General features: G+C 68.5%; 23 protein-coding genes. 11 read left to right on the forward strand and 12 right to left on the reverse strand.

The annotated features are described in order from the left end of the window. Window positions 1–165 precede the first annotated feature (165 nt). The 5 genes from VES41_RS11645 to VES41_RS11665 all read right to left on the reverse strand — a co-directional run bounded on the left by VES41_RS11645 (window position 166) and on the right by VES41_RS11665 (window position 5,949). Entirely contained in the window at window positions 166–831 is a 666-nt protein-coding gene (locus VES41_RS11645) for an alpha/beta hydrolase (protein ID WP_324816747.1), read from the reverse strand. A 32-nt stretch (window positions 832–863) separates the two neighbouring features. After that, the gene (locus VES41_RS11650) at window positions 864–1,043 is read right to left on the reverse strand and encodes a hypothetical protein (protein WP_324816749.1); all 180 of its coding nucleotides are present in this window, start codon (window positions 1,041–1,043) and stop codon (window positions 864–866) included. Window positions 1,044–1,046: 3 nt separating this feature from the next. Next, window positions 1,047–3,437, reverse strand: a complete 2,391-nt coding sequence (gene parC / locus VES41_RS11655) for a DNA topoisomerase IV subunit A (protein ID WP_324816751.1) — start codon at window positions 3,435–3,437, stop codon at window positions 1,047–1,049. Window positions 3,438–3,502: 65 nt separating this feature from the next. Beyond that, a complete protein-coding gene (locus tag VES41_RS11660; protein ID WP_324816753.1) occupies window positions 3,503–3,883 on the reverse strand; it encodes a DUF1090 domain-containing protein in 381 nt (126 codons plus the stop codon). Window positions 3,884–3,978: 95 nt separating this feature from the next. After that, a complete protein-coding gene (locus VES41_RS11665; protein ID WP_324816755.1) occupies window positions 3,979–5,949 on the reverse strand; it encodes a DNA topoisomerase IV subunit B in 1,971 nt (656 codons plus the stop codon). Window positions 5,950–6,100: 151 nt separating this feature from the next. On the opposite strand from VES41_RS11665, the gene VES41_RS11670 reads away from it, so the two are divergent. From VES41_RS11670 to VES41_RS11695, 6 genes are all read left to right on the forward strand, one after another. Further along, entirely contained in the window at window positions 6,101–7,321 is a 1,221-nt protein-coding gene (locus tag VES41_RS11670; RefSeq protein ID WP_324816756.1) for an MFS transporter, read from the forward strand. Window positions 7,322–7,338: 17 nt separating this feature from the next. Continuing rightward, on the forward strand, window positions 7,339–7,485 hold the full coding sequence (locus VES41_RS11675; protein ID WP_324817045.1) for a hypothetical protein: 147 nt from the start codon (window positions 7,339–7,341) through the stop codon (window positions 7,483–7,485). Continuing rightward, window positions 7,476–8,075 (forward strand): class I SAM-dependent methyltransferase, encoded by a 600-nt coding sequence (locus tag VES41_RS11680; protein ID WP_324816757.1) that lies wholly within the window; start codon window positions 7,476–7,478, stop codon window positions 8,073–8,075. Before VES41_RS11675 ends, VES41_RS11680 begins: the two co-directional genes overlap by 10 nt. 61 nt (window positions 8,076–8,136) lie before the next feature. Beyond that, window positions 8,137–9,069, forward strand: a complete 933-nt coding sequence (gene dapA / locus VES41_RS11685; RefSeq protein WP_324816759.1) for a 4-hydroxy-tetrahydrodipicolinate synthase — start codon at window positions 8,137–8,139, stop codon at window positions 9,067–9,069. Window positions 9,070–9,193: 124 nt separating this feature from the next. Next, a complete protein-coding gene (bamC, locus tag VES41_RS11690; protein ID WP_324816761.1) occupies window positions 9,194–10,294 on the forward strand; it encodes an outer membrane protein assembly factor BamC in 1,101 nt (366 codons plus the stop codon). A gap of 8 nt (window positions 10,295–10,302) precedes the next feature. Then, window positions 10,303–11,079 carry an MBL fold metallo-hydrolase gene (locus VES41_RS11695; protein WP_324816763.1) on the forward strand — a complete coding sequence of 259 codons (777 nt, stop codon included), beginning with the start codon at window positions 10,303–10,305 and terminating at the stop codon, window positions 11,077–11,079. A gap of 110 nt (window positions 11,080–11,189) precedes the next feature. Here VES41_RS11695 and VES41_RS11700 read toward each other — a convergent pair whose 3' ends face one another. The 3 genes from VES41_RS11700 to VES41_RS11710 all read right to left on the reverse strand — a co-directional run bounded on the left by VES41_RS11700 (window position 11,190) and on the right by VES41_RS11710 (window position 13,284). Continuing rightward, window positions 11,190–11,483 carry a hypothetical protein gene (locus VES41_RS11700; RefSeq protein WP_324816765.1) on the reverse strand — a complete coding sequence of 98 codons (294 nt, stop codon included), beginning with the start codon at window positions 11,481–11,483 and terminating at the stop codon, window positions 11,190–11,192. A gap of 138 nt (window positions 11,484–11,621) precedes the next feature. Then, window positions 11,622–12,143: a hypothetical protein gene (locus tag VES41_RS11705; protein WP_324816767.1), complete on the reverse strand. Its 522-nt coding sequence runs from the start codon at window positions 12,141–12,143 to the stop codon at window positions 11,622–11,624. Then, window positions 12,133–13,284: a cupin domain-containing protein gene (locus tag VES41_RS11710; RefSeq protein WP_324816769.1), complete on the reverse strand. Its 1,152-nt coding sequence runs from the start codon at window positions 13,282–13,284 to the stop codon at window positions 12,133–12,135. Before VES41_RS11710 ends, VES41_RS11705 begins: the two co-directional genes overlap by 11 nt. A gap of 14 nt (window positions 13,285–13,298) precedes the next feature. On the opposite strand from VES41_RS11710, the gene VES41_RS11715 reads away from it, so the two are divergent. Continuing rightward, entirely contained in the window at window positions 13,299–13,823 is a 525-nt protein-coding gene (locus tag VES41_RS11715) for an FKBP-type peptidyl-prolyl cis-trans isomerase (RefSeq protein WP_324816771.1), read from the forward strand. An 18-nt stretch (window positions 13,824–13,841) separates the two neighbouring features. On the opposite strand, the gene VES41_RS11720 is transcribed toward VES41_RS11715, so the two are convergent. The 4 genes from VES41_RS11720 to coaBC form a co-directional block, all read right to left on the reverse strand. Then, window positions 13,842–14,366, reverse strand: coding sequence for a glycine zipper 2TM domain-containing protein (locus VES41_RS11720; RefSeq protein WP_324816774.1), 525 nt, complete (start codon window positions 14,364–14,366; stop codon window positions 13,842–13,844). Between the two features lie 213 nt (window positions 14,367–14,579). Further along, the gene (gene dut / locus VES41_RS11725) at window positions 14,580–15,026 is read right to left on the reverse strand and encodes a dUTP diphosphatase (protein ID WP_324816776.1); all 447 of its coding nucleotides are present in this window, start codon (window positions 15,024–15,026) and stop codon (window positions 14,580–14,582) included. Next, window positions 15,023–15,337: a hypothetical protein gene (locus VES41_RS11730; protein ID WP_324816778.1), complete on the reverse strand. Its 315-nt coding sequence runs from the start codon at window positions 15,335–15,337 to the stop codon at window positions 15,023–15,025. The genes dut and VES41_RS11730 overlap by 4 nt, the downstream gene beginning before the upstream one ends. A 27-nt stretch (window positions 15,338–15,364) precedes the next feature. Continuing rightward, window positions 15,365–16,579: a bifunctional phosphopantothenoylcysteine decarboxylase/phosphopantothenate--cysteine ligase CoaBC gene (coaBC, locus tag VES41_RS11735; RefSeq protein ID WP_324816780.1), complete on the reverse strand. Its 1,215-nt coding sequence runs from the start codon at window positions 16,577–16,579 to the stop codon at window positions 15,365–15,367. A gap of 167 nt (window positions 16,580–16,746) precedes the next feature. On the opposite strand from coaBC, the gene VES41_RS11740 reads away from it, so the two are divergent. From VES41_RS11740 to eno, 4 genes are all read left to right on the forward strand, one after another. Continuing rightward, the gene (locus VES41_RS11740) at window positions 16,747–18,420 is read left to right on the forward strand and encodes a CTP synthase (RefSeq protein WP_324816782.1); all 1,674 of its coding nucleotides are present in this window, start codon (window positions 16,747–16,749) and stop codon (window positions 18,418–18,420) included. A gap of 19 nt (window positions 18,421–18,439) precedes the next feature. Further along, complete coding sequence (kdsA, locus tag VES41_RS11745) at window positions 18,440–19,297, forward strand: 3-deoxy-8-phosphooctulonate synthase (protein WP_324816784.1); 858 nt, start codon at window positions 18,440–18,442, stop codon at window positions 19,295–19,297. Window positions 19,298–19,300: 3 nt separating this feature from the next. Then, window positions 19,301–19,591 (forward strand): DUF1330 domain-containing protein, encoded by a 291-nt coding sequence (locus VES41_RS11750; protein ID WP_324816786.1) that lies wholly within the window; start codon window positions 19,301–19,303, stop codon window positions 19,589–19,591. A gap of 73 nt (window positions 19,592–19,664) precedes the next feature. Beyond that, window positions 19,665–20,951 (forward strand): phosphopyruvate hydratase, encoded by a 1,287-nt coding sequence (gene eno / locus VES41_RS11755; protein WP_324816788.1) that lies wholly within the window; start codon window positions 19,665–19,667, stop codon window positions 20,949–20,951. Window positions 20,952–20,979 lie beyond the last annotated feature (28 nt).

Here is a 20,979-nt window from a genome sequence, read left to right on the forward strand (position 1 = left end):
CTGGTCGTGTTGTCTCCGGTGCGGCGAGCCGAGCTCCGGACGGTGTGTGGGGCCGGAAGGTAGCACGGCCGGCCAAGTCTTGCTCGTGCGCGGGGCAAGCGCCTTATGGCAGGGCCCGCATCGCCCGCGGGTGCCGGCGGGGGCCGCGGGCGCCCCCGGAACGCGTCAGGCGGCGAGCACGCGCAGCAGGAACGCGTTCAGGTCGGCCACCTCTTCCATGCAGACGGAGTGGGCCATCGGGTACTCGTGCCATTGCACCGCGTAACCCAGCGCCACGAGCGCATCGCGCGAAGCGCTGGCACGGGCCAGCGGCACGACCGGGTCGCCGGTGCCGTGGGCCATGAACACGGGCGTGTCGTGGTTGGCCGCATGCCGCTCGGCCGCCAGCATGCCGGCCAAGGGCAGGTAGCCGGACAGGCCGACGATGCCCGCCAGCCGCTCGGCATGGCGCAGCCCTGTCATCAGCGCCATTGCGCAGCCCTGGGAGAAACCCGCCACCACGATCCGCCGGGCCGGAATGCCGCGCGCCTTCTCGTTGGCGATGAGCGCCTCGATGGCGGCCTGGGAATTGCGCAGGCCGGCTTCGTCCTCGCGCTTGGCCAGATCGGTGCCCAGGATGTCATACCAGGCAGGCATGCGGTAACCATTGTTGATGGTCACGGGAATCACCGGCGCGTTGGGGAACACGAAGCGCACGGGCCCGACGCTGCGCAGGTCGAGTTCCTGGGCAATCGGCACGAAGTCGTTGCCATCTGCGCCCAGGCCGTGCATCAGCACGATGGATGCGGTCGGGTTCGGGCCGGTTTCGATTTCGATGGGGGGCTGGGACATGGTCGTTGGATCCGGTGGAAACTAGGAAAGGCTCACTGCTTGGCGCGGCGCTGCCGCGCCCTGCGCACCTGGCGGCTGTCGTTGGCTTCGCGCTCGGCGCGCCGCTGCGCCTCTTTTTTCGCGCGTCGCCGGGCCGACAGCTTGCGGCCGACATAGAAGCTGATCGCGCCACTGACCAGCAGGAGGAGCATGCCCAGGGCCTGGCCGTCCATGGCCTACAGCACCCGTTGAATGCCGGCGGGCTTGAAGCCCAGGTCGGCCGCCTTGCCCTTGCGGCCGCGCGCGGCCCGGGCGTTGTTGAGCGAGCGGATCTCGAGCGTCTCCTCGCGTTCCTTGCCGCCGCGGCCGACGCCCTCGATGCGCACGCTGCGCGTGTAGGCCGCGGCGCCGGCCAGCGTGTCCTTGGCGTCGAGGTCGATCAGCGTGAGGCCGCGGCCGCCCTTGGGCAGCGCCTTGAGCTCGGCGATCTCGAAGCTCAGGATGCGTCCGCCGGCCGACGCGCAAGCCACGTGCGTGGCCGGCGGCAACGGTTCGGCGCCGCCTGCGCCGCCCACCAGCGACGGCCGGTTGAGCTGCCCGCCCTCGCCGACGTCGATGAAGGACTTGCCGCCGCGTTGGCGCGACACCATGTTCTCGACGGAGGCGATGAACCCGTATCCGCCGCTGCTCGACAAAAGCAGGCTGGCGCCGGGCGGCCCGGCAAAGAAATGCGTGACGTGCGTGCCGCTTTCCAGGTCGATCAGCGAGGTGACCGGCTGGCCGTCGCCGCGACCGCCGGGCAGCGAAGCCACCGCCACTGTATAGACGCGCACGCCGCCTTCCTTGGCGCTGCCGAACACCAGCAGGGTATCGACCGAGCGGCACTCGAAGGCGCCGTAGAGGCCATCGCCCGACTTGAAGCTGTATTCCGCCGCGCCGCCGTTGCCGGCGCGCTCGCTGGCCCAGCCCTTCTGCGTGCGCACCCAGCCCTTCTGCGAGACGATCACGGTGACCGGCTCGTCGATCACCTTCACCTCGGCCACCGCGCGCTTCTCGGCCTGGATGAGCGTACGGCGCTCGTCGCCGAAGGTCTTGGCGTCCGTCTCGATCTCCTTGACCATGACGCGGCGCAGCGCGGCCGGGCTGCCGAGCACTTCCTCGAGCTTCTTCTGCTCTTCGCGCAGGCTCTTGAGCTCCTGCTCGATCTTGATCGCCTCGAGCCGCGCCAGCTGGCGCAGCCGGATCTCCAGGATGTCCTCGGCCTGGCGATCGCTCAGGCGGAAGCGCTCGATCAATGCCGCCTTCGGCTCGTCCGAGTTGCGGATGATCGCGATCACCTCGTCGATGTTCAGCAGCACCAGCTGCCGGCCCTCGAGGATATGGATGCGGGCGAGCACCTTGTCCAGCCGGTGCTGCGAGCGGCGCTGCACGGTCCGGGCGCGGAACTCGATCCACTCGGTGAGCATCTGCCGCAGCGACTTCTGCACCGGCTTGCCGTCGATGCCGACCATCGTCAGGTTGATCGGCGCCGAGTTCTCCAGCGAGGTGTGCGCCAGCAGCGTGGTGATGAAATCGTCCTGGTCGATCCGGCTGGTCTTGGGCTCGAACACCAGGCGCACCGGCGCGTCCTTGCTGGACTCGTCGCGCACCACGTCGAGCACCGACAGCATCGCCGCCTTGAGCTGCGTCTGCTCGGCGGTCAGCGCCTTCTTGCCGGCGCGCACCTTCGGGTTGGTGATCTCCTCGATTTCCTCGAGCACCTTCTGCGTGCTCACGCCGGGCGGCAGCTCGTTGACCACCAGTTGCCACTGACCGCGCGCCAGGTCCTCGATCTTCCAGCGCGCCCGCACCTTGAGCGAACCACGTCCGGTGCGGTAGGCCTCGGCGATGTCGGCCGCGCTGCTGATGATCTGCGCGCCGCCGGGATAGTCCGGCCCGGGAATCAGCGCGAACAGTTCCTCGTCGCTCATCTTGCCGCCGGCCTTGACCATGGCGACGCAGGCTTCGGCCACTTCGCGCAGGTTGTGGCTGGGGATCTCGGTGGCCAGGCCGACGGCAATCCCGCTGGCGCCGTTGAGCAGCACGAATGGCAGGCGCGCCGGCAGCACGGCGGGCTCTTCGGTGCTGCCGTCGTAGTTGGGCACGAAGTCCACCGTGCCTTCGTCGATCTCGTCGAGCAGCAGGCTGGTGATGCGCGCCAGCCGCGCCTCGGTGTAGCGCATGGCCGCCGCGCCGTCGCCGTCGCGGCTGCCGAAGTTGCCCTGGCCGTCGATCAGCGGGTAGCGCTGCGCGAAATCCTGCGCCATGCGCACCAGCGCGTCGTAGGCGGCCTGGTCCCCGTGCGGATGGAAGCGGCCGAGCACGTCGCCCACCACGCGGGCGCTCTTTACCGGCTTGGCGCCGGCCGTGCCGTTGGCCCCGCCGAAGCCCAGGCCCATGCGGGACATCGAGTACAGGATGCGCCGCTGCACCGGCTTCTGGCCGTCGCTCACGTCGGGCAGCGCGCGCCCCTTGACCACGGACAGGGCGTATTCGAGATAGGCGGTCTGCGCGTAGTCGGCCAGCGTCAACGCGGTCGGATCATCGGGCTCCTGCAAGTCCAGGTCCGGTTGAATGTTGTCGTCCATCGGGAATCGTTCGAAAGGGTTCTGGGCCTTGGCGGCGGCACGCATCGCGCACCGGCGCCGGCCGCTCACTGCATTGGGGGTTTGCTCACGCGCTCGAGTTCCGCCCGCGCCTCGTCGAGCTTGGACTGGCGCTTGGCGATCTTGTCGGCGTCACCCGTGCGCTGCGCCGAGCGAAGGTCGGCTTCGCGCTCGGCGACTTCCTTCCTGGCCTTGCGGATGTCGTCCTCGCGTTCCTTGGCGAGCGAGGCATCCGTGCAGTTGGCCCGGTTGGCGTCGAGCGCCTTCTTCAGGCCACGCACCTCGCGCGCCTGGCCGCGGGCCTGGGCGTCGGCCAGCGACGCCTCGATCTCGGCGCGCTTGGCCTCGCACGCCGGCGATGCGGCAGCTGCAGCCAAAGGCACGCCCAGCATCAGCGCACAAGCAGCAGCAAATGAAGCGAAGCTCATTCGCGAGCATCCGCGGACCCGGCTTTCCCGGGCCGCCGGAGGCCTCCCCTCGAAGGGGGTGGGCGGATCTGCGAAGCAGGGCAGCCTGGGGGTGGTCATACGTCGATCTCCACATCGTCCGCGCGCAGCTCCATCAGTTCGCGCCGCGCGGCGGCCTCGCCCTTGCCCATCAGCTTGGTGATCTCGCCGCTGGTCTGGTCGAAATCGAGGCGCCCCAGGCGCACCTGCAGCAGGCGCCGGGTATCGGGATTGAGCGTGGTCTCCCACAACTGCTCGGCGCTCATCTCGCCCAGGCCCTTGAAGCGGGAGATGGCCCACTTGTTCTCGGACACCCCGTCCTTTCGCAGCTTGTCCAGGATCGCGGTGAGCTCGCCCTCGTCCAGCGCATACATCTTGGCTGCCGGCTTCTTGCCGCGCGCCGGCGCATCGACCCGGAACAGCGGCGGCCTGGCGACGTACACGTGCCCGGTCTCGATCAGCTTGGGGAAATGGCGGAAGAACAGGGTCAGCAGCAGCACCTGGATGTGCGAGCCGTCGACGTCGGCGTCCGACAGGATGCAGATCTTGCCGTAGCGCAGGCCGCTCAGGTCGGGCGTGTCGTTCTGCCCGTGCGGGTCGACGCCGATGGCAACCGAGATGTCGTGGATCTCGTTGTTGGCGAACAGCCGGTCGCGCTCGACCTCCCAGGTGTTGAGCACCTTGCCGCGCAACGGCAGGATGGCCTGGCTTTCCTTGTCGCGGCCCATCTTGGCGCTGCCGCCGGCCGAGTCGCCCTCGACCAGGAACACCTCGTTGTGCGCCGTGTCCTTGCTTTCGCAATCGGTGAGCTTGCCCGGCAGCACCGCCACGCCCGAGCCCTTGCGCTTCTCGACCTTCTGGCCGGCGCGCTGGCGCGTCTGCGCTGCCTTGATGGCCAGTTCGGCCAGCTTGCGACCATAGTCGACATGCTGGTTGAGCCACAGTTCCAGCGCCGGGCGCACGAAGCTGGACACGAGCCTCACCGCGTCGCGCGAATTCAGGCGCTCCTTGATCTGCCCCTGGAACTGCGGGTCGAGCACCTTCGCAGAGAGCACGTACGAGGCGCGCGCGAACACGTCCTCGGGCAGCAGCTTCACGCCCTTGGGCAGCAGCGAGTGCATCTCGATGAAGCTCTTGACGGCATTGAACAGGCCGTCGCGCAGGCCGCTCTCGTGGGTGCCGCCGGCGCTGGTGGGGATGAGGTTGACATAGCTCTCGCGCACCGGCTGGCCGTCTTCGGTGAACGCCACGCACCACTCGGCGCCCTCGCCTTCAGCGAAGTTGTCGGCGTTCTTGTCGGCGTATCCGGCGCCTTCGAACAACGGGATCACGGGATCGCCGTTGAGCGTCTGCATCAGATAGTCGCGCAGCCCGCCCTTGTAGAGCCATTGCTGCTGGTCCTTGGTCTTCTCGTTGACCAGCGTGACCGTCACGCCGGGCATCAGCACCGCCTTGCTGCGCAGCAGGTGCGTGAGTTCGCCCAGCGGCAGCGCCTGCGACTCGAAGTACTTGCCGTCCGGCCAGGCGCGCACCGTGGTGCCCTGGCGGCGCTCGCCCGCCTCGGCCGCGCGCACCTGCAGCGGCTCGATCACGTCGCCGGCGGAGAACGCCAGCCGCGCCACCTTGCCTTCGCGGTGCGACTGCACCTCGAGCCGCCTCGACAGCGCGTTGGTCACGCTCACCCCGACGCCGTGCAGGCCGCCGGAGAAGCTGTAGGCGCCGCCGGCGCCCTTGTCGAACTTGCCGCCGGCATGCAGCCGCGTGTAGACCAGCTCGATCACGGGCGCGTTTTCCTCCGGATGCAGCCCGAAGGGTATGCCGCGGCCATCGTCTTCCACGCTGACCGAGCCGTCGCCGTGGACGGTGACCTTGATCTTCTTGCCGAAGCCGGCCAACGCCTCGTCGGCAGCGTTGTCCAGCACTTCCTGAATGATGTGCAGCGGGTTGTCGGTTCGGGTGTACATGCCCGGCCGCTGCTTGACCGGCTCGAGCCCCTTGAGGACGCGGATCGAGCCTTCGCCGTAACTGCCTGGTTCCTTGCTTGCCATGGCGCGGGATTCTAGGCGCCGCTGCGGACCGGCCTGCGCGCGCCGGCGGCACCCATGCGCCACGCGCATCAATCGGGCCAGCGGATTTCAACAATCGCGCTTGCCCTGCGCCCTGCGCGCGCAGCCGCTTTTGGGTACATTGCGCCCCACCATGCAATCCCCCCCTACCCTGAGCATGCGGCAAGTGCTGCTGTGCGGCGCCCTGGTCGTGACCCTGTCGATGGGCATCCGCCACGGCTTCGGCCTGTGGCTGCAGCCGATCACCCAGGACCAGGGCTGGACGCGCCAGACCTTCTCCCTGGCCATCGCGGTACAGAACCTGGCCTGGGGCATCGCGGGCGTGTTCGCCGGCATGGCGGCCGACAGGCTGGGCGCCTTCCGGGTGCTGCTGCTGGGCTCGGCGCTGTACGCCGTCGGCCTGGCGGGCATGGCGCTGTCGCCCACGCCGCTCATGTTCGGCCTGACCGCCGGCGTGCTGGTGGGCATGGCCCAGGCCGGCACGACCTACGCGGTCATCTACGGCGTGATCGGGCGCCAGATCAGCGCCGAGCGGCGCTCCTGGGCAATGGGCGTGACGGCCGCCGCCGGGTCTTTCGGGCAATTCTTCATGGTGCCGGTGGAAGGCCAGCTGATTCTGCAACTCGGCTGGAAGAACGCGCTGCTGGTGCTGGCCCTGCTGGCGCTGGTGATCGCCGCCCTGGCCTTCGGCCTGCGCGAGCAGCGCAGCGCAGGCGCGGCCGCGCGGCGCGAGCAGACCATCGGTCAGGCGCTGTCCGAAGCGTTCCGCTACCGCAGCTTCGTGCTGCTGATGTCCGGGTATTTCGTGTGCGGCTTCCAGGTGGTGTTCATCGGGGTGCACATGCCCAGCTATCTGCGCGACCACGGCCTGGCGCCGGAGGTGGCCAGCTACGCGCTGGCGCTGATCGGCCTGTTCAACGTGGTCGGCACCTACGTGGCGGGCTCGCTCGGCCAGCGGCTGGCAAAGCGCAAGATCCTGGCGGTCATCTACCTGGGCCGCGCGGTGGCCATCCTGGTGTTCCTGCTGGCGCCGCTGTCGCCGCTGTCGGTCTACCTGTTCGCCGCCGTCATCGGCGCGCTGTGGCTGTCCACCGTGCCGCCGACCAACAGCATCATCGCCGACATCTTCGGCGTGGCCCACATGTCGATGCTCAGCGGCTTCGTCTTCCTGAGCCACCAGATCGGCTCCTTCCTGGGCGTGTGGCTGGGCGGCTTCCTGTACGACCGCACCGGCAGCTACGACGTCGTCTGGTGGATTGCCATTGCCCTGGGCGTGTTCGCCGCGGCGGTCAACATGCAGGTGCGCGAAGGGCCGATCCTGCGGCCGGGCGCCCGTTCGCCCCAGCCAGCCTGAGCGCGTACCATCGCCGCATGTCCGAGACGAACCACCCGCACCCCCGACTCGAACGTGCCGCCTGGATGGCGGCGGCGCTGGCTGCGCTGGTCGGCACCTTCGTGCTGTACGCGCGGCCGGCCTTCCTGGTCACGCTGATCGACCAGATCTGGTCATGCTTCTGACGCCGCACGAGCGGCCGAGGCCGCCCCGGCCGCTGTATCCCCCCTCCTCCTGGATCGTGCGCTGGAGCCACCTGGCGCCTACGGGCGGCACCGTGCTCGATGTCGCCTGCGGGCCCGGCCGGCACCTGTACTGGTTCCACCGCCACGGCCTGCGCGTGGTCGGCGTCGACCGATCACCCGAGGCCATCGCCAGTGCGGCGCCGCTGGCGGAGCATGGCGCCGAGATCGTGCAGGCGGACATCGAGGACGGCCCCTGGCCCTTCGAGGGGCGCACCTTCGACGTCGTCGTCGTGACCAACTACCTGTGGCGCGCCCGCCTGCCCGACATCGTGGCCGCGGTGGCGCCAGGCGGCGTCCTGCTGTACGAGACGTTCGCGCAAGGCAACGAGACCGTGGGCAAGCCCTGCCGCGCCGAGTTCCTGCTGCAGCCCGGCGAATTGCTGCGCGCCTGCGCCGACCTGCGCGTGGTGGCCTACGAGGACGGTTTTCTCGACGTTCCCGACGAGCGGTTCGTCCAGCGCATCGCCGCCGTCCGCGCCGCGCCGGCGGATGCCACCGCGGCGCCGGTGCGCCATCCGCTGGAGCGCTGAGCGGGGCGCCCGGGCGCCCCGGGGACGAAGAGATCGCCAGTCTCCGCCTCCCATCGGTAAAATGCGGACTTTTGTCCAAAAGGGACCTCCCTTGCAGCAACTGACAGGCAGCATCGTCGCACTCGTGACGCCCATGCACGATGATGGCAGCGTCGACTACCCGGCCCTGCGCCGGCTGATCGACTGGCACATCGAGGAAGGCACCGATTGCCTGGGCGTCGTCGGCACCACGGGCGAATCGCCCACCGTCGACGTCGAGGAACATCGCGAGATCATCCGCGTCTCGGTCGAGCAGGCCCGAAAGCACACGCACAAGCGCGTGCCCATCATGGCCGGCTGCGGCGCCAACTCCACGCGCGAAGCGATAGAACTGGCCCGCTACGCCAAGGACGTGGGCGCCGACTCGCAACTGCAGGTGGTGCCCTACTACAACAAGCCAACGCAGGAAGGCCAGTACCGCCACTTCAAGGCCATCGCCGAGGCGGTGGGCGACCTGCCGATGGTGCTGTACAACGTGCCCGGCCGAACCGTGGCCGACATGGCGCACGACACCGTCATGCGGCTGGCGCAGGTGCCCGGCATCATCGGCATCAAGGAAGCCACGGGCAACATCGAGCGGGCCCAGTGGCTCATCCGCGAGAAGCCGGCGGACTTCGCCGTCTATTCCGGCGACGATCCGACGGCGGTCGCCCTGATGCTGTGCGGCGGCCAGGGCAACATCAGCGTCACCGCGAACGTCGCGCCGCGCAAGATGCACGAGCTGTGCGTCGCGGCCATTGCGGGCGACGCGCGGCGCGCCATGCAGATCCAGATGGAACTTCTGCCCCTGCATCGCCATCTGTTCGTAGAACCCAATCCCATCCCGGTGAAGTGGGCCATGTCGCGCCTCGGCCTGTGCGGCGGCGCCATGCGCCTGCCGCTGACCGAACTGGCGCAAGAGGCTCGCCCGGTGGTCGAAGCAGCGTTGCGCCAGTGCGGCCTGCTCAAGGACTGACCGGTTGCGCCCGCGTGTTGCCTGTCGATCGGTCGGGCGCGGTGCTCCAGTGCGTCCGTCCCAAGCCTGCGCGCCGGCCCGGCAATGCCGACATTGAATCGAGCGACATCTCTGTCCCAGGAAAATGATCTTGAAAACCCCTTCGCGCCTCGTCCTGCTGGTTCTCGCCGCAAGCCTTGCGGCCTGCTCCGCGCTGGAAAGCGACAAAATCGACTACAAGAGTTCCGGCAAGGCACCCTCATTGGACGTGCCGCCGGACCTGACGCAACTGACGCGCGACAACCGCTACGCCATTCCCGGCAACGGGCCGGTCTCGGCCAATGCCCTTCGCGCCGGCCAGGCCAACGCGCCGGGCGCGCCGACCGCCATCCAGTCGGCGGGCGACGTCCGCATGGAACGCTCCGGCACGCAGCGCTGGCTCGTGGTCAACCGCGCGCCGGACCAGTTGTGGGATTCGATCCGCGACTTCTGGCAGGAAAACGGCTTCCTGCTCACCACCGACCAGCGCGACCTCGGCATCATGGAAACCGACTGGGCCGAGAACCGCGCCAAGCTGCCGCAGGACATCATCCGCTCCACGCTCGGCAAGCTGATCGATTCGGTCTACTCGACCGGTGAACTCGACCGCTTCCGCACCCGGCTCGAGCGCACGCCCAGCGGCGGCACCGAGATCTACGTGACGCACCGCGGCATGGAGGAGGTCTACTCCAACAGCACCAAGGACCAGACGGTCTGGCAGCCGCGTCCGGCCGATCCCGCGCTGGAAGTCGAGTTCATGCGCCGCATGATGGTCAAGCTCGGCGTGTCGCAGGAGCAGTCCAAGGCGATGACCGCCTCCACCGGCGCCCAGGTGCAGCCGCGACGCGCCACCGTGACGACGGTGGACGGCCTGCCGGCCGTGCAGGTCAACGAGGACTTCGACCGTGCATGGCGCATCGTCGGCCTGACGCTCGACCGGACCGGCTTCACGGTGGAAGACCGTGACCGTGCCGCCGGCACCTACTTCGTGCGCTACGTGCCGCCGGACCGCAAGGAACCGAGCACCTGGGCCAAGATCATCTCGCTGGGCTCGGCCAGTTCCGACACCAAGCCGCTCAAGCTGCGCGTGGTGGTCAAGGGCCAGGGCAACGTCAGCACGGTCACGGTGCAGAACGAGCAGGGCGCACCCGACGGCTCGGACAATGCCAAGAAGATCGTCCAGGTCATCGCCGACGACCTGAAGTAGGCCAGGGGATGCTGCGCTTTCGCAGCCTCGGCAGCGGCAGCGCAGGCAACGCCACGCTGGTCGAGGCGCGCGACGGCACGTGCGTCACGCGCGTGCTGGTCGATTGCGGCTTCGGCCTGAAGCAGCTCGAGGAACGGCTGGCCCGCGGTGGCCTGGCGCCGGCGGATATCGACGCGGTGTTCGTCACGCATGAGCACGGCGATCACGTCGGCTGTGCCCATGGCTTCTCGCGGCGCCACGGCGTGCCGGTCTGGATGAGCGAAGGCACCTGGCGTGCCACCGGCGAGCGCGACTATGCCGATCGCCTGCATTTCGCGCGCGACGGCCAGGCCATCGAGATCGGGGCGTTGCGCCTGTCGCCCTTCACCGTTCCGCACGACGCACGCGAGCCGCTGCAACTGCGCTGCAGCGACGGGGCGCGCCATCTCGGCCTTCTGACCGACCTCGGGCATGCCACGCCGCACGTTCTGCAGCAGTTGTCAGGACTGGACGCGCTGCTGCTCGAGTTCAACCACGACGTCGATCTGCTGGCCGGGTCGAGCTACCCCCACTCCCTCAAGCGGCGCGTCGGCGGCGATTGGGGCCACTTGTCGAACGCGGCCGCGGTGGCCATTGCCATGGCGCTCAGGCACGCGGGCATGCGCCACCTGGTGGCCGCCCACCTGAGCGAACAGAACAACCGGCCCGAGATCGTGCGCGAGGCGCTGGCCGGGGTGCTGGGCGCCCGGGCCGACGACATGCTCACCGCAAGTGCGGCCGAGGGCACGCCGTGGCTCGACCTGTAACCCAATAACGCAATTTTCATCGTCGGCTATCCGACAAAAAAAGGCCGCTTGCGGCGGCCCTGGGTTGGATTGCGCGAACGCGTGGCGCGGCCGCACGGGCCGCGCCTGTCTCACTGCTTCTTCTGTGCGTCCTGCGCGGCCTTGCGTGCGGCCTCGGTGGCCTTGTTGGCCGCGTCCAGCGCCGGGTCCGTCGCCGCGCCGCTCGGCGCCGGAGCCATTGAACCTGACGCCGGCGCAGCGGGCGCCGGCGTCACCTCCGGTGCCGGCGCCGGTGCGGGGGCCGGCACCGCGGCCGGAGCGGGGGCCGGCGCGGTTGTCGGCGTGGGCTGTTCCTTGCCGCAGGCCGTCAACGCGGCAGCGGCAATGACGGCGGCGATCCAGGTGGTGTTGCTTTTGTTCAGCACGGATTCTTCTCCTTGGACGGAAATCGGGTTGATCGAAACGCCCGCCGTCTCGGCGATGTGACACAACGCGCGGCGGGACGCCCGAATTCTGGGGTTCGGCATCCCCATGCGTGTATCAAAGTGTGGGCTCGCTTCCGGTCAGAGCCCGAGCGTGGTCACCGGGAATCCCGGCCGGCTCTGCCGCACGCACTCGTCGATGGCTTCGCGCAGTTGGCGCCGCGCGAGCGGATCTTCGCTGCTGGCCCCGTGGCAATGTTCGACGTCGAGCCGGCGCAAGCACCAGGTCGCGGTCCAGATCGCGCTCGGCACTTCGGGCCGCCCCGGGCCCTTGCAGATTCTTGCCTCGACGATGTGCGACCACATGCGCCGCCAATGCACGAAGCGCACGTGATGCCGCTCGAACACCCCGTAGTCGCGCGCCAGCAGCACGAGCTGCCGTCCGGACGCGGCCCAGCGCTGCAACGCGTCGGCCACGCTGCGCTCGCCCAGTGGCCAATCCGCGAAGTCGGGATCGCTCCAGACCATCTCGCGCCAGCCCGCCTCGGCGGCTGCCTGGGTGGCATCCCGGATGCATTGCGCAAATGCCTGCGGCCCGCGGAACGGCCCGTGCGGCAGGCGCAGGGCGTGGGCCGCCGGCGGCGGCGGCGCTTCAGCGGGCATGGGCCCATCCGGCATCGCACCAGTCGCGCAACAGGTCGCGCGCCTCGTCGCTGACCGCCGCAAGCTGGCGGGCGTCGAGTTCGCGGCGGTCGGCCAGCCGGCGCATCAGCGTGGCGTCGCGGCCACCGGCGCGAAAGCTCTCGCCATTGATGTAGACATGGCGCGCGTCATACAGCATGCGCGTGCGCCGATCGAGCGCGAGATGCTGCCAGTCGGTTTCCGGCACCGGCGTTTCAAGGTCGAACCACACGTTGGGCTTGGGCTCGGTCATGGCCTCGCCCAAGGCCCGCTCGACCGAGCGAGGATCGCGAAGCGCGCGGGCGACCGCCTCCTGCGCGAAGGCCTGCAACTCGGGCGGAATGGCCCCGGGCGACGCGACGGCCTGCTGGCCAGGGTCGCGGTAATGGACGTCGGCGCCGCCCGCTCCGTCCGCCAGTTCCTCGGCATGCGCCTCGGCCACACGGGCCAGGATGTCCGCACCCAACGCGGCGCGCGCAGGCGAACGCAGGCCGATCGAATACGTCATGCAGTCGGCACCCTCGGCCACGCCGTCGTGGGCATAGCCCGGCGGCAGGTACAGCATGTCGCCGGCTTCCAGCACGAAACTCTGCTCCGGCGCGAAGCCTTCGATGATCTTGAGCGGAAGACCCTCCCGCAGACGCGCCCCGGGCTGGCGGCCGAAGGACCAGCGGCGGCGCCCGGCCGCCTGCAGCAGGAACACGTCGTAGCTGTCGAAATGCGGGCCGACCCCGCCCTGGTCGCTCGCGTAGCTGATCATCAGGTCGTCCAGCCGGGCATCGGGCAGGAAGCGGAACTGGCGCAGCAGCGAATGCACCCCGTCGTCGTGCAGGTCCACGCCCTGCACCAGCAATGTCCAGCCCGGCTGCGACACCGGCGGCAGCTGCCGGCGCCCCAGCGGCCCGTGGCGCAGCGACCAGCCAGGCGCAGCGGCGATGCGGCGGATCAGGCGCGACTCGACACCCTCCTGCCCGGCAAGGTCGAACAACTGCGCGCGCGAGATCGGTGGCACCATGTGCGGCACGGCCGCGCGCACCAGCAGCGGCTTTTTCTGCCAGTGGCGACGCATGAACTGCTGCGGGCTGAGCCCGCCCAGCAGCGCCAGGGGTGTTTGTATGTCCATGGGAGAATTCTCGTATGGAAATCTCAAGACATTGCGTGGTCGCGCTGACCTGGACGCTGCGCGACACGCTCGGCGAAGTGCTCGACGTGCTGGACGAACCGGTGGAATTCCTGGTGGGCGGCAACGACCTGCTGGCTGCCATCGAAGATGCGCTGCAGGGCCACGAGCCCGGCGCGCAGGTACAACTGCACCTGGAGCCCGAGCAGGCCTTCGGCGACTACGACGAAGACCTCGTGTTCCTCGAGGCGCGCAGCCTGTTCCCAAAGGAACTGGAAGAAGGCATGACCTTCGACGGCAGCGCCTTGCCCCAGGGCGTCAGCAAGGACATGCCGGTCGACCGGTTCTACACCGTCACCGAGATCTATCCGGAACACGTCGTGCTGGACGGCAACCATCCGCTGGCGGGTATCGCCTTGCGGCTGGCGCTGAAGGTGGAAGCGGTGCGCGAGGCAACTGAGCAGGAAGTCGGCGGCGGCACCACCGGCTCCGGCTTCTTCAAGGTGCAGGCCGTGCTGCCGGGCAACGACACGCTGCACTGACGCGCTGGCCGTCAGGGCTCAGCCGCGCGCCTCGCCTGCTCGCGAGATCTGCCCGTTGCCGTCGATGCGCACGCGGTCGCCGATGCGCAGGTCGCCCGGGCTGGGCACGTCGAATGCGCGATAGCCGCCATCATCCGTCTGCACCGAGACGCGATAGTTCTGGTACACGCGCGGCGCGTTGTTGTTCGATTCGACCGTGTTGCCCAGGATGGCGCCACCAAAGGCGCCTGCGAGCGTGGCGGCGGCACGTCCTCCGCCGTGGCCGATCTGGTTGCCCAGAAGGCCCCCGGCCAGGCCGCCGATCACCGCGCCGGCCCCGCTGGGGGGTGCGCCGGAACTCTGGGTCTGGATCACCTCGATGTTGACCACGCGGCCGTAGCTGACGTAGGGCGACTGCGCGGGATACGGCGCGGCCTGGTAGACCGGCTGGTAGGGATACGCGGTCGTCTGGTAGTACTGGGGAGGCGCAACGCAGGCGCCCAGGGCTGCCAGCGCCGCCATGCCAAGGCCGAGACGGCCGATTCGGAGCAATTTGCTGTTCATGTTGGTCTGTTCCTCGCGGGATGGCTGGGGGCGGGCCTCATGCCGTACGCCTTTGCCCGCACCCGTGCAAGGTATACAACGCACACCCCGCTCGTTTGGAGCACAGGGTGAATCGCCCGGTTCCGGCCTTTACCTCGCGGAAACAGCCGAAACAAATTGCCTGGCAGGCCAAAAGCAGGCGTGCCGCCAAGGGAGCGGCGGAAAGCGCCGTGGTCAGTGCTTGCCGGTCGACCCGTAGCCGCCCTGGCCGCGCGCGCTGGGCGGAAATTCGGACACCACGTTGAAGCTGGCCTGCACCACCGGCACGATGACCAGTTGCGCCAGCCGTTCCATGGGTTGCAGCACGAAGGGCACGTTGCTGCGGTTCCAGGCGCTGACTTTCAATTCGCCCTGGTAGTCGCTGTCGATGAGGCCGACGAGGTTGCCCAGCACGATGCCGTGCTTGTGGCCGAGACCGGAGCGCGGCAGGATGAGGGCGGCGTAGCCCGGATCGGCCAGGTGAATCGCAATGCCGGTGCCGACCAGTTGCCAGCCGTTCGGCTCGAGCGTGACCGGCGCGTCCAGGCAGGCGCGCAGGTCCAGGCCGGCGCTCCCGGGCGTGGCATACGCGGGCAGCTGATCCTGCATGCGCGGATCGAGGATGCGGACGTCGACTTTCATGTTTTCCTGGGATGTTTCGCGTTGCGGGCGCTGCGTTCAAGGGATTCCCTCAGCGCGCCGAGCGCGGCCGTCAGGCCGCGTGTGAAGGGTTTGTCGGGCGGCAATTGTCCTGGGGAAAGCATCGGCTGCGGTTCGCCGTCGTCGCGAACCGCCGGCAGCGCCTGCGCCGCAGGCGATTCGTCGGCGTCGCCGTCGAAGCCGGCGGCGCGCTGCGGCGCAGGCGCGAACACCTGACGCGCGGTGCGCGCGGTAAGACGCTCGACGTAGGCGACGAAGTCGCCACCCGGCGGCGTGTTCCAGTTCGGATTCATGGCGAGTTCCAGCGCAGTTTTCCGGGATCAGGCTGCCAGACGCGCCGCGATCTCGGCCACCAGTTCGCGTGCCAGCGTCTGCTTGGGCGCGCGCGGCAGTTCACGCACGCCCGCCGCATCCACCAGCAGCAGCGCGTTGTCGTCCAGGCCGAAGGTCAGCGGGCCGATGTTGCCCACCAGCAGCGGGATGCCCTTGCGCTCGCGCTTGGCCTTCGCATGCGCCACCAGGTTCTCGCTTTCGGCGGCGAACCCCACGCAGAACAGCGCACCGCTTCGGGCGCGAGCCGATTGCGCCAGGGTGAACAGGATGTCGGGGTTCTCGACGAACTCCAGCGTCGGCGCTCGACCGCTGCCGTCCTTCTTGATCTTCTGGTCGCTGTGGCTGGCGGGCCGCCAGTCGGCCACCGCCGCCGTGGCCACGAAGATGTCGGCGTCGCCTGCGGCGGCCTCGCAGGCGGCCAGCATCTGCTGCGCCGACTGCACGTCGATCCGGTCGACGCCGCGCGGCGTGGGCAGATGGACCGGCCCGGCCACCAGCGTCACGCGCGCACCCGCTTCTCGCGCAGCCCGGGCAATGGAAAAGCCCATCTTGCCGGACGAGTGGTTGGTGATGCCGCGGATCGGGTCCAGCGCCTCGAAGGTGGGGCCAGCCGTCACCAGCACGTGCCGCCCCGCCAGCGCCTTCGGCTGGAAGAAGGCGACGATGTCCTCCATCAGCTCGGCCGGCTCGAGCATGCGGCCGTCTCCGGTCTCGCCGCAGGCCTGCCAGCCCTTGCCCACGCCCAGCACGTGCGCGCCGTCCGCAGCCACCTGCTGCAGGTTGCGCTGCGTGGCCGGATGGGCCCACATCTCGCGGTTCATGGCGGGCGCGACGAGCAGCGGCACGCGCTCGATCGGCCGCGCCAGGCACATCAGGCTCAGCAGTTCGTCCGAACGGCCCTGCACCAGCCGGGCGATGAAATCGGCGCTGGCCGGCGCCAGCACGATCGCGTCGGCCTCGCGGCTGAGGTTGATGTGCGGCATGTTGTTTGCCTCTCGGGTGTCCCACTGCGAGAGGTAGACCGGCCGGCCAGAGAGCGCCTGCATGGTCACCGGCGTGATGAACTGCGCCGCGCCCTCGGTCATGACCACCTGCACGGTGGCGCCGGCCTTGACCATCAGGCGGCACAGTTCGGCCGACTTGTAGCAGGCCACGCCACCCGTGAGGCCCAGGACGATGTGTTTGCCCGCCAGATCTTGCATGGTTGGCAAGTGTAAGAGGCCCGCCGTCGACGTGCCGGCGGCGGCGCGTGGCTGCAACATGGGCCGCGCCGTGTGGGGGCCATACGGGCGCGGCGGGGCACCGGCCTGGGGCGAACCCCTATAATTTCAATTTCCCACTGCCCGAATCAATGGCATTCGGTACTGGCATGACCAAATTCGTCTTCGTCACCGGCGGTGTGGTGTCCTCCCTCGGCAAGGGAATCGCCTCCGCTTCCCTCGCGGCACTGCTCGAGTCCCGCGGCCTCCAAGTCACCCTCATCAAGCTCGATCCGTACATCAACGTCGATCCGGGAACCATGTCGCCGTTCCAGCACGGCGAAGTGTTCGTGACCGACGACGGTGCCGAGACCGACCTCGACCTGGGCCACTACGAGCGCTTCATCACGACGCGCATGCGCAAGTCGAACAACTTCACCACCGGCCAGATCTACAAGTCGGTGCTGGAGAAGGAACGGCGCGGCGACTATCTCGGCAAGACCGTGCAGGTGATCCCGCACATCACCAACGAGATCCAGGAATACGTCAAGCGCGGCGCCGGCATCGGCACGCCGCACGAAGTGGACGTGGCCATCGTCGAGATCGGCGGCACCGTGGGCGACATCGAGTCGCTGCCCTTCCTCGAGGCGGTGCGCCAGATGAGCCTGCGCCTGGGGCCGAACCAGGCCGCCTTCGTCCACCTGAGCTACCTGCCCTGGATTGCCGCGGCCGGCGAACTCAAGACCAAGCCGACCCAGCACACGGCGCAGAAACTGCGCGAGATCGGCATCCAGGCCGACGCCCTGCTGTGCCGCGCCGACCGCCCGATTCCCGACGAGGAGCGCGCCAAGATCTCGCTGTTCTCCAACGTTCCTGAGTGGGGCGTCATCTCGATGTGGGACGTGGACACCATCTACAAGGTGCCGCGCATGCTGCACGAGCAGGGGCTCGACGGGCTCATCTGCGACAAGCTGCGCATCAACACGCCGCCGGCCAAGCTCAAGCGCTGGGACGACCTGGTGTACGAGGTCGAGCACCCGCAGCACGAGGTCTGCATCGCCATGGTCGGCAAATACGTCGACCTGTCGGACAGCTACAAGTCGCTCAACGAGGCGCTGCGCCACGCCGGCATGAAGAACCATGCGCGGGTCAAGATCGAGTACATCGATTCCGAGACGATCGAGCCGGACAACGTCACGCGCCTGTCCAAGTACGACGCCATCCTGGTGCCCGGCGGCTTCGGACAGCGCGGCGTGGAAGGCAAGATCTGCGCGGCGCGCTACGCACGAGAGCACAAGATCCCCTACCTGGGCATCTGCCTGGGCATGCAGGTGGCCACCATCGAATACGCGCGCAACGTGGCCGGCCTGAAGGACGCCAACAGCACCGAGTTCGACGCCAGCACGCCCTGCCCCGTCATCGCCCTGATCACCGAGTGGAAGGACGCCGACGGCAGCATCAAGACGCGCACCGCGCAGTCCGACCTCGGCGGCACCATGCGCCTGGGCGCGCAAAGCTCCGACGTGCAGCCCGGCACGCTGGCGCACAGCATCTATGGCGACGTGGTCACCGAGCGCCACCGCCACCGCTACGAGGCCAACGTCAACTACCTCGACCAGCTGCGCCAGGCCGGACTGGTGATCTCTGCGCTGACCCAGCGCGAACAGCTGACCGAGATCGTCGAGCTGCCGCGCGAGGTGCATCCCTGGTACATGGGCGTGCAGTTCCACCCAGAGTTCAAATCGACGCCCTGGAGCGGCCATCCGCTGTTCAACGCCTTCGTCTCGGCGGCGCTGGTGCACCAGAAGGCCGAGAACAAGCAGCCACTCAAGGTCGTCGCCTGAGGCCAGCCAAGGAGCCAGCATGAAACTGACCGGATTCGACGTCGGCCTCGACAGGCCTTTCTTCCTGATCGCCGGTCCCTGCGTGGTGGAGTCCGAGCAGCTGCAGATGGACACCGCCGGCACGCTCAAGGAAATCACCGCGAGCCTGGGCATTCCCTTCATCTTCAAGAGCAGCTTCGACAAGGCCAACCGCAGTTCCGGCACGAGCTTTCGCGGGCCGGGGCGCGACAAGGGCCTGGAGATCCTGGCCACCGTCAAGCGCGAACTGGGCCTGCCGGTGCTGACCGACGTGCACAACGAGGACGACATCACCGAGGCCGCGAAAGTGGTCGACGTGCTGCAGACGCCAGCCTTCCTGTGCCGCCAGACCGACTTCATCCGCGCCGCGGCGCAGTCGGGCAAGCCGGTGAACATCAAGAAGGGGCAATTCCTCTCGCCGCACGAGATGAAGAACGTCATCGACAAGGCGCGCGACGCCGCACGCGAGAAAGGTCTGCCCGACGACGTCTTCATGGCCTGCGAACGCGGCGCCAGCTTCGGCTACAACAACCTGGTGTCGGACATGCGCAGCCTGGCCATCATGCGCGAGACCGGTGCGCCGGTGGTGTTCGATGCCACGCACTCGGTGCAGTTGCCCGGCGGCCAGGGCACCAGCTCGGGCGGCCAGCGCGAAATGGTGCCGGTGCTCTCGCGCGCCGCGGTGGCGGTCGGCGTTGCCGGCCTGTTCATGGAAACGCACCCCGACCCGGCCAAGGCGCTGTCGGACGGCCCCAATGCCGTGCCGCTCAAGCACATGAAGGCGCTGCTCGAGACGCTCGTCGCGCTCGACGCAGTCGCCAAGAAGAACCCATTCCTGGAAAACAACTTCGGAGCCTGAACCATGGCAAGCGGATACGTCATCGCCCACGTAGAAGTCACCAACCCCACCCAGTACGAGGAGTACAAGAAGTGGTCCAGCGAGGCCATGAAGGCCCACGGCGCCGAGGTGTGCGTGCGCGGCGGCCAGGTGCAGGTATTGGAAGGCGACTGGACGCCCTCGCGCCTGGTGGTGCTCAAGTTCCCGAGCTTCGAGGCGGCCAAGGCCTTCTACGAGACGCCCGAATACCACAAGGCGCGCGAAGCCCGTGCCGGTGCCGCCGTCATGCGCATGGTGGCGGTCGAAGGGCTCTGAGCCCGCGCCTGTCGTCGAACGTGGCCCGCGTCGCGTTTACCAACATCAACTTCGTCACACATCCAAACAGACCATGAGCGCAATCGTAGACATCGTCGGACGCGAAATCCTGGACAGCCGCGGCAACCCAACCGTCGAGTGCGACGTGCTGCTGGAATCGGGCACCATGGGCCGGGCCGCCGTGCCCTCGGGCGCCTCCACCGGCTCGCGCGAGGCCATCGAGCTGCGCGACGGCGACAAGGGCCGCTACCTCGGCAAGGGCGTGCTCAAGGCCGTCGAACACGTCAACACCGAGATCTCCGAGGCCGTGCTGGGTCTGGACGCTTCGGAGCAGGCCTTCCTGGACCGCACCCTGTGCGATCTCGACGGCACCGACAACAAGAGCCGCCTGGGCGCCAACGCCATGTTGGCCGTGTCGATGGCGGTGGCACGCGCCGCTGCCGAGGAATCGGGCCTGCCGCTGTACCGCTACTTCGGCGGCATGGGCGGCATGCAGATGCCGGTGCCGATGATGAACGTCATCAACGGCGGCGCGCATGCCAACAACAGCCTCGACCTGCAGGAATTCATGATCCTGCCGGTCGGTGCTACCAGCTTCCGCGAGGCCCTGCGCTATGGCGCCGAGGTGTTCCACGCGCTCAAGAAGATCATCGACGGGCGCGGCATGCCCACGGCGGTGGGCGACGAAGGCGGCTTCGCGCCGAACGTGGAAAGCCACGAGGCGGCCATCCAGCTCATCCTGGAAGCCATCGACAAGGCTGGCTACGTGGCCGGCGAGCAGATCGCGCTGGGCCTGGACTGCGCCGCCAGCGAGTTCTACAAGGACGGCAAGTACGTGCTGGCCGGCGAAGGCGGCCTGCAGCTCGAGGCCGCCGGCTGGGCCGACATGCTGGCCACGTGGTGCGACAAGTATCCGATCATCAGCATCGAGGACGGCATGCACGAGGGCGACTGGGACGGCTGGAAGCTGCTCACCGACCGCCTGGGCAAGAAGGTGCAGCTGGTGGGCGACGACCTGTTCGTCACCAACACCAAGATCCTGAAGGAAGGCATCGACAAGGGCATCGCCAACTCGATCCTGATCAAGATCAACCAGATCGGCACCCTGACCGAGACCTTCGCCGCCATCGAGATGGCCAAGCGCGCCGGCTACACGGCCGTCATCAGCCACCGCTCGGGCGAGACCGAGGACAGCACCATCGCCGACATCGCCGTGGGCACCAATGCCTGCCAGATCAAGACCGGCTCGCTGTCGCGCTCGGACCGCATGGCGAAGTACAACCAGCTGCTTCGCATCGAGGAAGACCTGGGCGACGTCGCCAGCTACCCCGGCCGCGCGGCTTTCTACAACCTGCGCTGAACGGCGCGGACCTGTAGCAGCAGTACAC

The sequence above is a fragment of the Variovorax sp. genome (assembly GCF_035634955.1).
Lineage (GTDB): Bacteria > Pseudomonadota > Gammaproteobacteria > Burkholderiales > Burkholderiaceae_C > Variovorax.

Excerpts from the sequence above, each read along its gene's own strand:
- VES41_RS11645 (WP_324816747.1), bottom strand. The coding sequence starts at position 831 with ATGTCCCAGCCCCCCATCGAAATCGAAACCGGCCCGAACCCGACCGCA.
- VES41_RS11650 (WP_324816749.1), bottom strand. The coding sequence starts at position 1,043 with ATGGACGGCCAGGCCCTGGGCATGCTCCTCCTGCTGGTCAGTGGCGCG.
- parC (WP_324816751.1), bottom strand. The coding sequence starts at position 3,437 with ATGGACGACAACATTCAACCGGACCTGGACTTGCAGGAGCCCGATGAT.
- VES41_RS11660 (WP_324816753.1), bottom strand. The coding sequence starts at position 3,883 with ATGAGCTTCGCTTCATTTGCTGCTGCTTGTGCGCTGATGCTGGGCGTG.
- VES41_RS11665 (WP_324816755.1), bottom strand. The coding sequence starts at position 5,949 with ATGGCAAGCAAGGAACCAGGCAGTTACGGCGAAGGCTCGATCCGCGTC.
- VES41_RS11670 (WP_324816756.1), top strand. The coding sequence starts at position 6,101 with ATGCAATCCCCCCCTACCCTGAGCATGCGGCAAGTGCTGCTGTGCGGC.
- VES41_RS11675 (WP_324817045.1), top strand. The coding sequence starts at position 7,339 with ATGTCCGAGACGAACCACCCGCACCCCCGACTCGAACGTGCCGCCTGG.
- VES41_RS11680 (WP_324816757.1), top strand. The coding sequence starts at position 7,476 with ATGCTTCTGACGCCGCACGAGCGGCCGAGGCCGCCCCGGCCGCTGTAT.
- dapA (WP_324816759.1), top strand. The coding sequence starts at position 8,137 with ATGCGGACTTTTGTCCAAAAGGGACCTCCCTTGCAGCAACTGACAGGC.
- bamC (WP_324816761.1), top strand. The coding sequence starts at position 9,194 with ATGATCTTGAAAACCCCTTCGCGCCTCGTCCTGCTGGTTCTCGCCGCA.
- VES41_RS11695 (WP_324816763.1), top strand. The coding sequence starts at position 10,303 with ATGCTGCGCTTTCGCAGCCTCGGCAGCGGCAGCGCAGGCAACGCCACG.
- VES41_RS11705 (WP_324816767.1), bottom strand. The coding sequence starts at position 12,143 with ATGCCCGCTGAAGCGCCGCCGCCGCCGGCGGCCCACGCCCTGCGCCTG.
- VES41_RS11710 (WP_324816769.1), bottom strand. The coding sequence starts at position 13,284 with ATGGACATACAAACACCCCTGGCGCTGCTGGGCGGGCTCAGCCCGCAG.
- VES41_RS11715 (WP_324816771.1), top strand. The coding sequence starts at position 13,299 with ATGGAAATCTCAAGACATTGCGTGGTCGCGCTGACCTGGACGCTGCGC.
- VES41_RS11720 (WP_324816774.1), bottom strand. The coding sequence starts at position 14,366 with ATGAACAGCAAATTGCTCCGAATCGGCCGTCTCGGCCTTGGCATGGCG.
- dut (WP_324816776.1), bottom strand. The coding sequence starts at position 15,026 with ATGAAAGTCGACGTCCGCATCCTCGATCCGCGCATGCAGGATCAGCTG.
- VES41_RS11730 (WP_324816778.1), bottom strand. The coding sequence starts at position 15,337 with ATGAATCCGAACTGGAACACGCCGCCGGGTGGCGACTTCGTCGCCTAC.
- coaBC (WP_324816780.1), bottom strand. The coding sequence starts at position 16,579 with ATGCAAGATCTGGCGGGCAAACACATCGTCCTGGGCCTCACGGGTGGC.
- VES41_RS11740 (WP_324816782.1), top strand. The coding sequence starts at position 16,747 with ATGACCAAATTCGTCTTCGTCACCGGCGGTGTGGTGTCCTCCCTCGGC.
- kdsA (WP_324816784.1), top strand. The coding sequence starts at position 18,440 with ATGAAACTGACCGGATTCGACGTCGGCCTCGACAGGCCTTTCTTCCTG.
- VES41_RS11750 (WP_324816786.1), top strand. The coding sequence starts at position 19,301 with ATGGCAAGCGGATACGTCATCGCCCACGTAGAAGTCACCAACCCCACC.
- eno (WP_324816788.1), top strand. The coding sequence starts at position 19,665 with ATGAGCGCAATCGTAGACATCGTCGGACGCGAAATCCTGGACAGCCGC.